Genomic DNA, 13,802 nt, shown 5'->3' on the forward strand with positions numbered 1-13,802 from the left:
TCTTCCCATGAAGCTACAGACTTTGTTAAATCTGTTTCGGGGTAGTTCATACGTTTTGTTATGAATTCTTCACGATTAGATGGATTATTTGCTAACTGTTTATATTGGGTTAATACCTTTTTGAATAACCCTTTCGCATAAGAACTTCTCGGCTCACTAAACATCGGATTTGCCTTCTCCCACACATCAGGATGATCCATTTCTTCTGGGTTATCAATCTTACAGATGAAGGGGAACAATGGATCTTCTAAATCTTTTCCTTTCAGAATATTCATCGCTCGTTCTTTCATCTTGTCCAGGAAGCCATCACGAACAAAGCCATCTGTACCAATAAAAAATTCTCTAGCATTTGGCACTTTTCCAAGTCCACTAGAGAATACATTTACTACATCAAAATTTTCATATCGATGTATTTCATCATAAATCACACAACCATCACGAAGTCCATCTTTAGAACTCGCATTGGATGTGTGATATTGCATCACACTTTTTGTATCATTACCAAGGATTTCAACCTTCGTACGATAAAACATATCTTCCAATACTTCTTTACCTTCAATTGCATCATAGACTTCACGAAAAGAAACTTTGGCTTGCTTCTCGTTGTTGGCCACAATTGAAACGTTGTATCGATCTATTCCGTGCAGCGGACTAATAAAGAAATGGCATAACGATGAAATTAAACCATTTTTACCACCACCACGAGCCATCATAATTAAGAATTGCTCGTAAAAAACAGAATCATCTTCTTTATAGAAAAGGAAAACAAATGCTGTTAGAAATTTTTGAAATGGCTGCAATTCAAAATACCATTTCTCAGTGAATTTTATATAGTCCTCATGCATTTCATTATCGAAATACAAATCATCACGTATGAAGATGTATTTCTCCAGGTACTCAATTAGCATGATGCGCTCTTTATTTAGCTTAATTTTCCCTGTCTTATACATTTCGATATATTCATCAACGTATTGATTTTGAATCATGTTAAATCTTTAGCTGAGCGCTTAGTTTTTTGAGGAACAACAATTACTTCAGCGGATGCTTCCAAACCAAGCGCGCCTAAAATCTTTATCATTCGATCATTGGTTTTATGTAAATCGTTGATAGAAGGATTGGATTTCGGGCCATGCATACCAGATACTTTTATTCCTGTTTCTTCAATATCATCAACAAGAATACACTTTAAATCCCACAACGATAAATAGTCCTGAATTAAGTCAGTATAATGATTACCTACAATCTTTTTTTCTTTCAATTGATTTGTTAAGTCTTTTTCAATCCTTTTTCTCATTGTTTCACGCTTAACTCTAGCCACAATATCCCTCCCTTCTAATTTACATCGTTTTCCAATTTGACATAACGCGCGAATTTGCTTATAAATTTAGAAAATCGACCCCCTCCTCCGGTGCCCCTTAGACGAAAAAAGAGTGAAATATTTTAGGGGGGAGGTATTGTTTTTGAATCTTTTTTACCACTTTTCATCATTTTCCCATTTGTTAATTTTCTTTTTGAATGTTCTACCGTGTTCTTTATTATGGCAATCCACACAGATTGTTTCTAAGTTATCTATTTCTAATGCAAGATCAGGATGATTCTCAAGTTCTTTTATATGATGGACAACGAGTTGAATCTTCTTACGCTTCGCACTCTCACTGTACTCATTGGTGTCCACACGAACACTACCATTGCGCTTACACTCTTGGCACTCATAGTTGTCACGCTTCTTTACTTGTTCTCGTATCCTCTTCCACTCACCACTGTCATAGAACTTACGCTTCTGTTGTTTGGTTTTGTATTCTTTCATTTACATCCATCAACTTTCTTCTAATAACTCCTGAATCATTTTATTCATTCCACTTCTTCCAGCCGCCATTATCTGTTTGAGTGTACAATCATCCAATATCTCTTCCAGTTCTACCTCTAAATGTTCTAATGAGAATTCATCTGTGCAGAAATCAAGTTCTTCCTTGCCTAGTGCCGTTATAAATGTACCAATCATTACCGCTTTTTCGAGCTTTGTTAGTTTCATCCTCTCCCCCCTTATCTTTCTTCATTAATAATACCTAATAGGTGTTTACTAATTTATATTCATTTATTTGGTATACAAAACCAAAATCAACAAATAATAAAAGTGGATGAAGAACATTCGCTGTGATTTGTACATTGTATGACCCAACTAGCCATTCTACATCTTTGAAATGTATGAATATATGCGCTTCATCCCTTCAGTCACTTCACGAAGGATGAGGAACGTACTGTATAATTCAAATTAAAATTAAACCATACTTTCTTTTGTAACAGTTATACAGTCGTTCTTTATTCCTTCACTCCTATATATTTTTGTTGTATATATTCCGATTTACCTCTCCTAACAATACATAGAATCCTAACCATCTTTACGCTTATTCTTTCCTTTTTACATTTGCAAAAGGGTATTTTTATGATCTTCTGTCTTCATATTTCCTGTTATAGTAAAGGTACCCTAATCATGTTCCTTGTAACGATTACGTTATAAAGGACCTTTTTCTACTCTTCATGCGCACAGCTACTTGTCTCCCACAGATGATGTAGCTGTGTATTTTTTCATCTCTACTTATTTACTATTCTTTTTACTCTTGGAAGAGGTCATTTTTATCATTCTCTGTACCTTCGTTTCCTGTTATAGTAAAAACGAGTTAAACCTCTCTTGCCATCAAGACTAAAACATATTTGGAGTTACCCTTTTATCTATCTCTACCCTAAGCACAGTTGCGTGTCGTCCACAGATGATGAAGCAGCTGTGCTTTTTATTTCTTTCTACTCCTTTAAAAATTCATCCATGGTTTTACCTAACAAGCTAACCATCGCTTCTCTTCTTTGCTTCGGTGTTGTATGATCTTCCATCTCGTTAAAGATCGGAATTACACTTTCTAATTTCTTTTTATCGATATGTTCGTTTACAAGATCTTCTCCTACTACGGAAATGAATGTACCGATGATGACTGCTTGTTCTTGTTTTGTTACTTTCATACATACCTCCTACAAAATAAATAAAAGCATCCGAATGGATACTTTCACTCTACATCTTTATTTATTTTTTCAATTCTAAATACGGAAGGTATATGCGGTTGTATTTTTATACTAGATTCTTCAATTGCTACTATGTACTGTGGATTTAAAGCAACCTGCATTTTGCTTCCTGTTTCCACATCTATATGAGAAACCAAAATCAATGTAGTAAGGAGTTCACCTTCCCCATTTACAAGTATCTTTCCAATCAAGGTACCAACCTGAAACGATACAATATATTCTTTCCCGTTTGATAAAATAATTTTAGAAAAGCTATCCATCCATATCCCATCCTTACTTTGTCAAAATAACCAATTCATCATATATTTTCTATATACTTTATATGTCTATTTCTCATATATATGCCCCATTTATACAAAGAACACATATGAATAACCCCTGTTCATACAAAAAAGGGCAACCAAAAGGTTACCCTCATATCGACTATTCCTCTATTAGAAAGGAGGTTCTGCGGACCAATCCCCATCCCTAAAAGCTGGTCCACACTTCAATATATGCTTATCTCATCAAAAAGGTTCTGTATCTTTGGTAAATAAAGCAACACATAAGCACATAATCAACGTGCCCTCAGAAGGTATTTCTATGTTCCCCAACACTTTAACATACACAATCCAATGTAAAGTGTGACGAAAATCCACATTTCATTGGTATTAAAAACCAAATTTAAATTCATAATACAAATAGAGGAAGAACCTACCATCAAATTGGTGCACTGCATGTGCCTTTACCCACTCGTGTACCGCACCAAATGAGACTCATTCTTCAACCTTCCATTTCTTTCAGAAGGTTGAAGAATGCATAGAATATCTTTCAACTAGAATACCCCATCACACTTATATATGCTTGCATTCTTCATTCCTTCATCCATGCCATCAAAAAAGGAAGCTGTCATGAAATTTATTCATTATCTGGTTCTTCTTTTCATCTTTCTCATTTTTTCGTGCATAGTATACGCCATAATATTTTACAGCTAACCCCCGCTATTTCACACCTTACATACAACCTACTACTGCGAAAGGAGCCTCTCTTGAAAGTAATCAAATACATCGCCTTACCAATCGGCTGGCTCTGTTTATTCGCCTATTGGTACGCTATCTTTTTTCTTTACAACATGAACAGTCAGGCATTAGCTTCTCTTTCATTACATGTCTATGTTATTACTATAAATCATTTTTGCAAGAGATACTATACACAAAATGTTGTGTACAAAAACGTTACATTTTCACGCATATTTAAACTTGACTATCCGCATCATTTCTGCATGTCGCCTCCTGATATAGTTGGGATGATAATGTAACTCACAAGCAATTTTTTCTAACGTCATTCCATCCACATACTTCATTCTTAGTATTTGATTATCCAGCCCTTTAAATTTGTTCATTAAGATTTTTAATGTATGCCTATCATTCATTTTATGAGCTAATTCATATTCAATTGCCCCCACACGCTTCTCTACCTTCGCACCTTCCGATGCTGCAGATAAGCGTATGCCTTGTAAATCACCATAGATCCAACGCTTTAATTCCGATTTTGTTTTGTCTAGGTTATATTCTAAATATGAAATACTCTCTTCTAATCTTTGATATTCTTTCAGCCAATTGAACAATGACGATGCACCTACTCTCGTTACTGTTATTTCTATCCCACCACATCTACACTTTTATGATTTTGTGGATCTATAACTAAACCTATTTCACATTTACTTTAGCCCTCTTTTTTTGAGATGCTGATACAAACCGTTCCGACTACACCCTAATTGCTTACAGATTGCTTGATAAGTAAGTCCTTTTTCACGTAACATGACAGCTTGTTTACATCGCTCATCCCATCTTTTATGAGCGTTTTCTTGTATTTGTTTTCTACTTGTCGGCTGCCATAGTCCCTTTTTTTTGAGTTGCTTTTGTAACGTGTTCACTTCACAGTCTATCTCTACAGCAATTACATACATCGGCATCTCTTTTTGTAACATCTCTAGAATTTTGGGCATCAATTCTTCCCAATTTTTTCGTTTAGGATTTTCTCTGACTTGTTCTACACGCGGAGCTAATTTTTCTCCTAGTCTATATAAATCTTCTCCAACCTTACAATTCTCTACACAATACTTAGGAGACTGATTTGTCCGATGCTCACACGTTGCGCAATGCTGGTCTTGCAAATCTAATATATACATTCTTATTTCTTTTGCATTCATAATGCGGACTCCTCGAGTTTCTCTGCTTTTCACGATGCCAAGGCAGGTTACAGATAAACCATCCAGAAAACACCTTAGATTCTCAAAACTGATACATCGTTTTATACGCTATTATTACACGTTTTTAGACGTTCTACCGTTCACAAGACCTATGTCATTCGAACAAGATTTAAACGGTAAATTTCCTGATTATATAGAGCTGTTTTTTCGCAAGAAATGAATTTTTGGTTAAATTACATATCGTTTGTTCCCTTTAGTACCCACATTCACCTCTATATATTCAATACCATCATTTGTTTCACCAAACGCCACTACTTCACCTATTACTTTTGAAATTTCATTTGATAATGTTCTAAACGGAAATAGTAACGTTTCACCTTCAACCACGTTCGCTTTTCCCATATTGGGTTTGTATTTTTTCATATTCATTTCCCTTCTCTAATAAAATAACGATTTTGTCCAGCTTTTCTTAAAAACAGTCTTAACTATTATTGGTTTTTATAACCATTTTTAAGTTCTATTCATGTATAAAATAATTGTGCTTGTTCATACTATACATACGGTCACTTGAGTTACCTTCCGATTTACTTCTTCTTTATACTTGGGCATCTAACTTTTGTTAGTTGCCCCTTTTTTTGGTTAAATTGACCTATTCAAAAGTTCTTTCGCATATATTATTATCACAGGGAATTCTACAGGTTTCTCTGGTCCAGTTACCTTGAATTTCTTGCACACCTTGTGGGAATAACCCGTTATAACTAGCGGGTTATTTTATTTTTTTGTATAAACATACTTATCAAATATCTCTTTTGTTTCTACTTATTTTCCTCTAACCTTCGCCAAACGTTCCGCAGCCTTTTGCCTTTGTTCCTCAGACATCACACGAAGCTTTTTCATACTCACCTGTTTTTCATCCCATACACCTTTTACCACTATCGGTTGCCTATCCTCTTCTTCTAAAGTCTGTAATTCACATAGATTACTAAGTTTTCAAATGTGTTTAAGAACAGTAGAGTAAAACATCCACTGTCCTGTACTTGTCTCAAAAACTAGAGTTGTTTCTCGTTCTTCACGAGGATATGCCATTGTTTATTTACCTTCTCGATCCAAATCCACCAACGCCACGTTCGCTGTCCGGTAGCTTGTCTACTTCCACAAAATGAGCTGTTACCACTGGCGCTATGACGCCTTGAGCGATTCTGTCTCCCTTTTTAATTTCCATAACTCTTTTTCATCCATTTCATAAAGCTGACGTCCTGTTTTTTCTTCTTTGTAAATTCCCTTATGTATCAGGACATCGATGTAAATTTGTTTCCTGTCCATTGCTATTTCCTTATCAATTCAATTGCGTCTTCTGGTGAACATGCAACACCAGCAATCGCACCATTTTTATGCATCGTTTCAATAAAATGTTTCTGATCTGGTCTTAATCTGCCTTTTTCATTTTTCACTTCAATAAAAAACATCTTCCCATCTGATTTACGATAACCGAATAAATCACTAAACCCTTTAGGTAATCCAGTTGATACGGTTCGACCATCTGCCGTTTTAAATGTCCCCACATTCGCTCTAAAGACAATAGCATATGGATGTAATGCCAATCGAATAGAATTTTGCACATCTATTTCTTTAATAACAATCAACTCCTAATCACACTTGGACACTTTGGACGGATACTACCGTTTTTTCAAAAGCTTTATATATAATAAAATTAATTTTTTATTTACTCTTTATTCCTTTCAACTATCCAACTATCCAAAAAAGAATAAATAAAGTAATAAAAGAATAGATATATCAAGGATTTAAGAGTTTGGACAGTTTTAGAAGAACTGTCCGTAAACCTTCCTAAACTCTCCAGAATTTTAATACCCTAATTTAAAAAATGACTTTTTACTGTCTTCTAACAAGTCGATTCCCTTATAATGAATTGTTCCACTTTTAAATTTCACAAATTTCTTTCCCATCTCACGACCAAATTTTGTACTACTCATCATATATTGACCATTATCGCTCGCCCACTCTCTATATGATTGATAGAGGTCTTTGGCTTGTACTTCTAAATTCGCACCTCGATTGCAACATTCTTCAATAAATGCTTCTACTGCATCCATTTCTGTGCGGTACTCATCACGTTGATCCTGAATAACTTGTGGTTCTGGCAAGCCGTTTTCGCGCCACTTTATATAGCCTTCCACAGCCCAATGTAAGATCGCTTTTAATTCACGTCTTAGCTTATGTTTTAAGCGCTTATCTACCTTCTCTTTTGGTATCTGTACTGTAAATGGAATAATCGCCATACGCCTCCAAATACCATCATCAGTACCTCGTATAATTGGTTTGTGGTTTGTTGCCATCCATAATTTAAACTGTGGCATAAAATCAAATTCATTTTCGTATAAGAAGCGAGCTGTTACCTTATCGCCACCTGTAAGCTGTTTAACTAATCCTTCATCTAATCGCACACCTTCGTTTGGCTCTGTGGTAGTCACTAGACGTGCTCCATCTAATCTAGCAATATCTGAATTTGCTCCAGAACTTTGTTGTTTGACCATAATCGTTTGCGGTTGAATGTTAGTGGCGTAGTTTCCGAATATTTCGGTAATTATATCTAAAAATACCGACTTACCATTCCGACCATTTCCATATAGAATAAACATCATTTGTTCTTCTGTAGATCCAGAAAGAGAATAACCAACTGCCCTTTGCATGTATTCAATCAGATCTTGATTACCATCGAATATTTGATTTAAAAAATCAATCCATAATGGACAATCAATTTTGTCTGTATATTCAACTGAAGATATTTTTGTAAAGAACTTGGTTTTATCATGATCTTGTAGTTTTCCTGTTCGTAAATCCAAGTAACCATTTTGAACATTAAATAAATCTGTTTCATTATCAAATTCATGTGGCTTAATAGGTAGCAAGTGCTCACTCTCTTTAATCATGTTCGTTTTTCCATTACTACCTCGTGATGATTTCAAATGTTTATTAAATGCTTTTTTTGCTTCTTCTTCGTCTACACCATCAATTACATGGATTGGTTCATTTTTCATCTTTTCAATTACTTTATCAACGATATTTTTAATCATCCCTTGTTGGTCAATCAACCATATCTTACCGTCATAAAAGTACCAATTCTTACGGATGTAGCTATATCGAATAACCTCGCCATATGCATCTGTAAATCGCTTTGCATTACCCGTATCATCGTAACTATAAAATTTCTTTTCAATTGTTTTTACATCATCTTCAAGTACATATAAATTAAATTCTTCATCACGTTCTCTTGGAATAAAAACGTTTGTACAATCCGTAATTGCTTTAGTTAATGTTTCAGCACCGTATGTAGAATTGTTTTGTTTCCTATCCCATTTTTCACGATAAAGAGAAGAATGCCGGAAAATACTATCCATCTTATTAAAATCACGGTTTGTCCAAAAGGCTAAGTCATTTGCAAAAGCCATATCCGCTTCTGATTGTGAGTCATAAAATTGTTCCCATCCACCATTCATGAATAATTTGAAACGCATTCCGTTTTTACTATTACAAGCAATCTGAATGATTTCTGGTTCTGGAATATCTACACCTTGTGGTGTACTATGCGAAACGCTACTTTCAGTCACTTCACTTTTTGCAATGTATTTATTGTGGAGGTACCCTACTTTTCCATAATCATCATCTTCAACTCGTGAATAATTACTGATAACGTTTCCCGTCATTGCAAAGAAGCGACCACTATCATACATTTCTACATTCCCTTTGCGTCTACCACCTTTAGGCAAATCACCTTTAGCGATAATATGAATACCATTTCCACTCACCGAGTATTCGGTATAACTACACATCATTTCAATACATTCAGATACAATATTGTCCTCATGATCTCCTGATTGATAACGTTCAATTTCCTCACGCACATTATCAATATCAATTCCAAAGTAAGGTGGTTTAAAGTAAAACCCTACACCATCGCAATTAAATGTATCGATAGCAGTCATGGCGACTTCGAAAGTCGCCCATGTGCTTTCATCGTTTGATTTACCTAACCCTCCCGTATTCGCATCTATAGGGATTTTAGTCATTTTCTCTCCGCGTTGTTGCAACCTAAAACAGCACCATTGCTTTAGTTCTTGTAACTCTTCTGGTATTGCCTCATACATGTGTTAACCCCCTTAGAATGGAAGATCCTCATCCTTAATTGTCATTCCACTTTTCTGCATTTCGGAAAATGTTTGATTTTTACTATCATTTTTAAAAGTATGATTTAAAGGACCTGTAACTTTTGATGGAGACCAATTTTTCACGTTTGTATTGTCATATGTTTTTCCGTTGTATTCAGATTGTTCATTTTTCACAGTTACCATGACAGTTTTTTTAATGAAGTCATTCAATAATTCTTCTAATGATTTATAACTTTTACCATTTTGTAACTGGCACGCTTTACCGATGGTATTAAAAGTTTTCATATTATACTTCCCAGTATCTTTCGTTTTCCAAACACGATGGAAGATATGACAATTTTTATATGCCTGTTCTACATCATTACGAATAATTAAATCAAATTGGATAAATTCAGCTCCACCTGGTGTAGCATCTTCGTTACATTGATTCATAACTACCTCATAATTACCGTCTGCAATACGTCCATTACTTTCAAATACCTCATTAAAATCTAAAGTGAATCCCATGTTCATTCTCCATTCTGTTTTATTTTAAATAAATCCTAATAACTTTCCTTGATGGTACGCCCATCCCCGCTTATAATTACGCGATTTTGCTAATTCATATAATTCCTTCATATCCTTACAATCCTTCGGTTCTCTAAAATCAAGTGTTATGTGAACATCTTCTTTCGAAATTTCTTCAAGTTCTGCATTTTTATCTATTTCATATTCTGTTACAGGTTTTATTTCCGGTTTATCCCCACATTCAGGACATTCTTTTTCACTTGATGAATAAACCGCAAAACAGTTTCCACATTGTTTTATTTTCACTTCTGATTCAGCGGAGGATTTTTTTTTACTTGATAAACTCCAGTACCTCTTTTGGTCTGGTAATCCAAACCTTCTTACATTATCTACGTGATCTATAATGATTGATGTTTTATTAAGTTTGTATCTCATCCCCCTCATACTTTGTTGAATATAGAGGGAAAGGGATTGTGTCGGTCTAAGCATAATAACTGTAGAACAGTCTGGTACATCAAAACCTTCACCTATCAAATCCACATTTGTTAACACGTTGATTTCTTTATTCCTAAATTTCCTAATGATTTCTTCCCGTTCCACCTTCGGCGTCTTTGCATCAATATGTTCTGATACAATGCCATAATTTAGAAATTCCTGTTTTACCATTTTGCTAGATTCAATATTGTGGCAATAACATATTGCTTGCTCTCCTAATGCTAATTTTTGATAATGTTCAACCACATCACCGTAAATTGTTTTGCTTTCCATTGCTTTATCAATAGAGGTACTTGAAAATTCATGTAGGTTATTCAATTTGAGTAAAGATGTATCTATCAATTTTGGCGCATAATATTTATATGGAGATAAAAAACCATTTTGTATGAGCCATTCAGCATCAACCTCTTCAATCAGAATATCGTTTATGTCTCCTAACCCACTTCCATTTAGACGAATCGGTGTAGCGGTAAAACTAAGACGTAAAACATCGTCAAAATAGTCATAAATCTTACGATAAGAAGCTGCTAAACCATGATGGGATTCATCCGTAATAATTAATGCCGGCTTCTGTATTTTATCCAATCGCCTCACTACTGTTTGAACCATTCCAAATTCCACAAAGTCCATATTCACTTTATTTTTTCTAAATGTGTTCCGAATCTGATCAATTAATTCTCTCCTGTGGACTAAAAATAAAACCCGTTTCCCATTACTTGTAGTCATTCTGGCGATATCTGAAATAATTACAGATTTCCCAGCCCCACATGGTGCAACAACACAAGGCGATTTAAACCCTCCCATATAAGCTTGCCTTGTCTTCTCAACTAATTTATTTTGATAATCATGTAGCTGAAACATTGGAATGTAACAGCTCGCTTTGTACGCACCCTAAACGTGTGTCTAAATGGTTCTTAGCAAACACGCTTTGATTGCCCTCTAAAACAAATCCTCTTGTACCATCTGCCTTTTTAACCAATTGACCAACAACATGCACGATTCCCATAATGTGATTCACAATCTTATCCCGAATATCCGGAATGAATTGCGTATATTGTTGCCCATCATCATGAGTTATATTTCTTGTTGTTTCCCAGGCTGTGAAAATAACATTCGCATCTAACGAATTGAATGTTTCTACTACTTTTAAAAGATGGTTATCTAGTAAAGCGTAGTCCTTTAATTCCGGCATACCACTTTTGGTATTTTCGCCTTTCTTAAGCAGCCATAACTTTTGATAATGCGTTACATTATCGATAAAAATATTGTCGTACTTATCTATGTTTGCTTTTGCGATGGCAAAGAACTGCAGAATACTATCATGTGGATGATTTCCATCTATTTTCGCTACGTCTACATTGTCATAACCCGCTAACACTTGGCTTGTCCCATCGATATCAAGGACCAATGTTTTACCTGGTAATAATCCAGCAACCGTTGTTTTTCCATTACCAGGTTTGGAGTAGATCATGATTTTTGCTTTCTTACTTTTGGTAATATCAGCACCGTTTGTGATTTCCAAATAAATCCACTCCCTCACCCATGCTTTTTAGAACAAAAATAGAAGCTTCCAAATCAAAGATTTTACTTTCGGTGTCCCAAATATTTTGCTCCACAATGGGTTTCTTTTCTATTAACCTTTCTAGATCTCGTCTATATTCACGTAATCTTCGTTGTTCCACAGATAATGATTTCTCTAATTCTTCAATCCCTGCATTCAAAACGGAATCACTTCTTTCTTCTTACTTAATTCATAAATTTCTATCAGCACCTGTAGACCATATTCATAGGCAAGAACCATACAAATTGGATTCGGAATCACTAAAATGTTTATATCGGTCGATAAGACACCTTAAAATGGATATCTCATCTTCTAACTTGTTTTGCACCTGTCGCATAGACAATTTAGAATCCTCCCCTTTTCTGTTGAAATCCCAACATCGAGATTATATAGCGGGCTGCATTTTCGCGTAACAATACCTCTCCATCAGGCGAGACTAATAGATCATCATCCGGTAAAATTTCACATCCACATACATCCTTTTGAAGCATAGGTTCATATTCTTGCGGATCCGGAATGCCGTATCCATTCCTCATAATCATTGGGTTTTCTATCATTTTCGATTCCCCCTCTTTCTTTTTTTTGTCTTTCCACGTCGTATTTTTTTGTTTTACATGAAACATGTTTCTGTTATAGTAAGATGAAGGCAATTTGTTCTCAGGTACAGGTGAGCCTTACTTATCTGCACCTTTCAAGTAGTTTCTATGAAGGAGCCCTATTTTTTAGGGCTTTTTTACTTCCCTTCACTCTCGAACAGCCATGTCATTCACTGTTCTCTCATTTTTTAATCTCTTAGCAATAGCGACCTGCCAAGTTGTTAATCCGTTAGCACGGTAATAAGATAATCAATATCTAGCTTTTTACATGCATCTATTTCCTGCTTAGACATACGTTTCAAGTTCATTACCACTATTTCCATTTGCTTCTTTAATATCCGTATTTCGTATTTGTCTTCCACCTCATCACCTCTTGTGCTTGTTATACCCCCAAGTTCTCAAAACTCAGTGGCTCAAACCCACCCACTTTTAAATCCATGATCTCTACACCATCTTTGAATCTTTTTCTCTTCACCAAATCCCTATTTCTTTGTTTTTTACCATTGATCCATTTATAAATTTAAATTGATTATCAGATGTAAACTTTCTACTATCAGTTCCTCTCGATTGTTTCCTTCTTATTCTGATGTGAAATTTGTGGATAACCTGTTAATAAATCGTGGATTTTTTCGATTACGCCATTTGAGAATGACCCAAGATCTTATTCATAAAATATACTTGTCCTTTCCCCGTTGTTTTTGAAGTATATGTAGTCTCGAATTCACCTTCACTATTTGTTCTTACATAGGATTGTCTTTCGAACAATCCCTTGAATATGTGTACGTTCTTCATCTTGCTTCTCTTTCGCATGATAAAGTATTGTCAATTCCCTTCGGGCTAATCGAGCTTCTTTCATCCAGATGCAAAATTGATAGGGATCAGTCTTTTGTAGCGCTTCCACTTGCTTTTGTTCACAATATTGCAAGAATTCATCGAATATTTGTTTCTTTTGTAAGTCCTTTTTTAGAACTGCTTTATGCATAGTGAATTCTCTCCTTTTTCTTTTTAACACCTAATCAACATTTTTTATTGACACAATTCCAAAATCGAAATACCGTTTCCAAACACAATGTTACTTATGCCTCCTACACTTTTTTAAAACAAAAATTCGGATTCAGTTAATTTTTCGCATTAAATTCTTCAATACATATAGTAAGCACCTTTAAAAATCGTGTGAATTTATCTAACGAGTAGTC

Annotated in this window: 20 protein-coding genes and 1 pseudogene; all 21 read right to left on the bottom strand. The window is 35.0% G+C overall.

Annotation, left to right across the window (positions count from 1 at the left end):
• Positions 1-986: terminase large subunit domain-containing protein (locus JDS99_RS22445; RefSeq protein WP_242475751.1), on the bottom strand; the 986-nt coding region annotated here is incomplete at its 3' end.
• The gene (locus tag JDS99_RS22450) at positions 983-1,318 is read right to left on the bottom strand and encodes a P27 family phage terminase small subunit (RefSeq protein ID WP_098138216.1); all 336 of its coding nucleotides are present in this window, start codon (positions 1,316-1,318) and stop codon (positions 983-985) included. The genes JDS99_RS22450 and JDS99_RS22445, both read right to left, overlap by 4 nt.
• Positions 1,319-1,471: 153 nt before the next feature.
• Positions 1,472-1,807: an HNH endonuclease gene (locus JDS99_RS22455; protein ID WP_097907895.1), complete on the bottom strand. Its 336-nt coding sequence runs from the start codon at positions 1,805-1,807 to the stop codon at positions 1,472-1,474.
• Positions 1,808-1,816: 9 nt separating this feature from the next.
• Positions 1,817-2,032 carry a hypothetical protein gene (locus JDS99_RS22460; RefSeq protein ID WP_097908839.1) on the bottom strand — a complete coding sequence of 72 codons (216 nt, stop codon included), beginning with the start codon at positions 2,030-2,032 and terminating at the stop codon, positions 1,817-1,819.
• 767 nt (positions 2,033-2,799) lie between these two features.
• Positions 2,800-3,012 (bottom strand): hypothetical protein, encoded by a 213-nt coding sequence (locus JDS99_RS22465; RefSeq protein WP_199695737.1) that lies wholly within the window; start codon positions 3,010-3,012, stop codon positions 2,800-2,802.
• A 44-nt stretch (positions 3,013-3,056) separates the two neighbouring features.
• On the bottom strand, positions 3,057-3,332 hold the full coding sequence (locus JDS99_RS22470; RefSeq protein ID WP_097908843.1) for a hypothetical protein: 276 nt from the start codon (positions 3,330-3,332) through the stop codon (positions 3,057-3,059).
• A 962-nt stretch (positions 3,333-4,294) separates the two neighbouring features.
• Entirely contained in the window at positions 4,295-4,678 is a 384-nt protein-coding gene (locus JDS99_RS22475; RefSeq protein WP_199695738.1) for a hypothetical protein, read from the bottom strand.
• Positions 4,679-4,771: 93 nt separating this feature from the next.
• Positions 4,772-5,263 carry a zinc-finger domain-containing protein gene (locus JDS99_RS22480; RefSeq protein ID WP_199695739.1) on the bottom strand — a complete coding sequence of 164 codons (492 nt, stop codon included), beginning with the start codon at positions 5,261-5,263 and terminating at the stop codon, positions 4,772-4,774.
• Between the two features lie 228 nt (positions 5,264-5,491).
• Complete coding sequence (locus JDS99_RS22485; protein WP_097908849.1) at positions 5,492-5,686, bottom strand: hypothetical protein; 195 nt, start codon at positions 5,684-5,686, stop codon at positions 5,492-5,494.
• Between the two features lie 670 nt (positions 5,687-6,356).
• Positions 6,357-6,479, bottom strand: a pseudogene (locus tag JDS99_RS22490) (dUTP diphosphatase); the annotation flags it as partial.
• The gene (fbpA, locus tag JDS99_RS22495; protein ID WP_199695740.1) at positions 6,443-6,586 is read right to left on the bottom strand and encodes a Fur-regulated basic protein FbpA; all 144 of its coding nucleotides are present in this window, start codon (positions 6,584-6,586) and stop codon (positions 6,443-6,445) included. The gene fbpA and the pseudogene JDS99_RS22490, both read right to left, overlap by 37 nt.
• A 2-nt stretch (positions 6,587-6,588) precedes the next feature.
• Positions 6,589-6,906, bottom strand: coding sequence for a VRR-NUC domain-containing protein (locus tag JDS99_RS22500; RefSeq protein WP_206773282.1), 318 nt, complete (start codon positions 6,904-6,906; stop codon positions 6,589-6,591).
• Between the two features lie 219 nt (positions 6,907-7,125).
• Complete coding sequence (locus JDS99_RS22505) at positions 7,126-9,426, bottom strand: phage/plasmid primase, P4 family (protein ID WP_199695741.1); 2,301 nt, start codon at positions 9,424-9,426, stop codon at positions 7,126-7,128.
• A gap of 12 nt (positions 9,427-9,438) precedes the next feature.
• Complete coding sequence (locus JDS99_RS22510; protein WP_199695742.1) at positions 9,439-9,954, bottom strand: DUF669 domain-containing protein; 516 nt, start codon at positions 9,952-9,954, stop codon at positions 9,439-9,441.
• Positions 9,955-9,978: 24 nt separating this feature from the next.
• Entirely contained in the window at positions 9,979-11,310 is a 1,332-nt protein-coding gene (locus JDS99_RS22515; RefSeq protein ID WP_199695743.1) for a DEAD/DEAH box helicase, read from the bottom strand.
• Positions 11,294-11,971, bottom strand: coding sequence for an AAA family ATPase (locus JDS99_RS22520; protein WP_199695761.1), 678 nt, complete (start codon positions 11,969-11,971; stop codon positions 11,294-11,296). Before JDS99_RS22520 ends, JDS99_RS22515 begins: the two co-directional genes overlap by 17 nt.
• On the bottom strand, positions 11,949-12,170 hold the full coding sequence (locus JDS99_RS22525) for a hypothetical protein (protein ID WP_199695744.1): 222 nt from the start codon (positions 12,168-12,170) through the stop codon (positions 11,949-11,951). Before JDS99_RS22525 ends, JDS99_RS22520 begins: the two co-directional genes overlap by 23 nt.
• A 184-nt stretch (positions 12,171-12,354) precedes the next feature.
• Positions 12,355-12,567, bottom strand: coding sequence for a YqaI family protein (locus JDS99_RS22530; RefSeq protein ID WP_472926336.1), 213 nt, complete (start codon positions 12,565-12,567; stop codon positions 12,355-12,357).
• 260 nt (positions 12,568-12,827) lie between these two features.
• Complete coding sequence (locus JDS99_RS22535) at positions 12,828-12,968, bottom strand: hypothetical protein (protein ID WP_199695746.1); 141 nt, start codon at positions 12,966-12,968, stop codon at positions 12,828-12,830.
• 271 nt (positions 12,969-13,239) lie between these two features.
• Positions 13,240-13,416 (bottom strand): phage antirepressor KilAC domain-containing protein, encoded by a 177-nt coding sequence (locus JDS99_RS32595; protein WP_472926337.1) that lies wholly within the window; start codon positions 13,414-13,416, stop codon positions 13,240-13,242.
• The gene (locus JDS99_RS22540) at positions 13,337-13,588 is read right to left on the bottom strand and encodes a hypothetical protein (RefSeq protein WP_199695747.1); all 252 of its coding nucleotides are present in this window, start codon (positions 13,586-13,588) and stop codon (positions 13,337-13,339) included. The genes JDS99_RS32595 and JDS99_RS22540 overlap by 80 nt, the downstream gene beginning before the upstream one ends.
• Between the last annotated feature and the right edge of the window lie 214 nt (positions 13,589-13,802).

The sequence above is a fragment of the Bacillus cereus group sp. N6 genome (assembly GCF_016483705.1).
Taxonomy (GTDB): domain Bacteria; phylum Bacillota; class Bacilli; order Bacillales; family Bacillaceae_G; genus Bacillus_A; species Bacillus_A wiedmannii.

What these genes read in the sequence shown, in the direction of transcription:
- JDS99_RS22455 (WP_097907895.1), bottom strand. Translation starts at nt 1,807, where the DNA reads ATGAAAGAATACAAAACCAAACAACAGAAGCGTAAGTTCTATGACAGT.
- JDS99_RS22460 (WP_097908839.1), bottom strand. Translation starts at nt 2,032, where the DNA reads ATGAAACTAACAAAGCTCGAAAAAGCGGTAATGATTGGTACATTTATA.
- JDS99_RS22465 (WP_199695737.1), bottom strand. Translation starts at nt 3,012, where the DNA reads ATGAAAGTAACAAAACAAGAACAAGCAGTCATCATCGGTACATTCATT.
- JDS99_RS22470 (WP_097908843.1), bottom strand. Translation starts at nt 3,332, where the DNA reads ATGGATAGCTTTTCTAAAATTATTTTATCAAACGGGAAAGAATATATT.
- JDS99_RS22480 (WP_199695739.1), bottom strand. Translation starts at nt 5,263, where the DNA reads ATGAATGCAAAAGAAATAAGAATGTATATATTAGATTTGCAAGACCAG.
- JDS99_RS22485 (WP_097908849.1), bottom strand. Translation starts at nt 5,686, where the DNA reads ATGAAAAAATACAAACCCAATATGGGAAAAGCGAACGTGGTTGAAGGT.
- fbpA (WP_199695740.1), bottom strand. Translation starts at nt 6,586, where the DNA reads ATGGACAGGAAACAAATTTACATCGATGTCCTGATACATAAGGGAATT.
- JDS99_RS22505 (WP_199695741.1), bottom strand. Translation starts at nt 9,426, where the DNA reads ATGTATGAGGCAATACCAGAAGAGTTACAAGAACTAAAGCAATGGTGC.
- JDS99_RS22510 (WP_199695742.1), bottom strand. Translation starts at nt 9,954, where the DNA reads ATGGGATTCACTTTAGATTTTAATGAGGTATTTGAAAGTAATGGACGT.
- JDS99_RS22515 (WP_199695743.1), bottom strand. Translation starts at nt 11,310, where the DNA reads ATGTTTCAGCTACATGATTATCAAAATAAATTAGTTGAGAAGACAAGG.
- JDS99_RS22530 (WP_472926336.1), bottom strand. Translation starts at nt 12,567, where the DNA reads ATGATAGAAAACCCAATGATTATGAGGAATGGATACGGCATTCCGGAT.
- JDS99_RS32595 (WP_472926337.1), bottom strand. Translation starts at nt 13,416, where the DNA reads ATGCGAAAGAGAAGCAAGATGAAGAACGTACACATATTCAAGGGATTG.
- JDS99_RS22540 (WP_199695747.1), bottom strand. Translation starts at nt 13,588, where the DNA reads ATGCATAAAGCAGTTCTAAAAAAGGACTTACAAAAGAAACAAATATTC.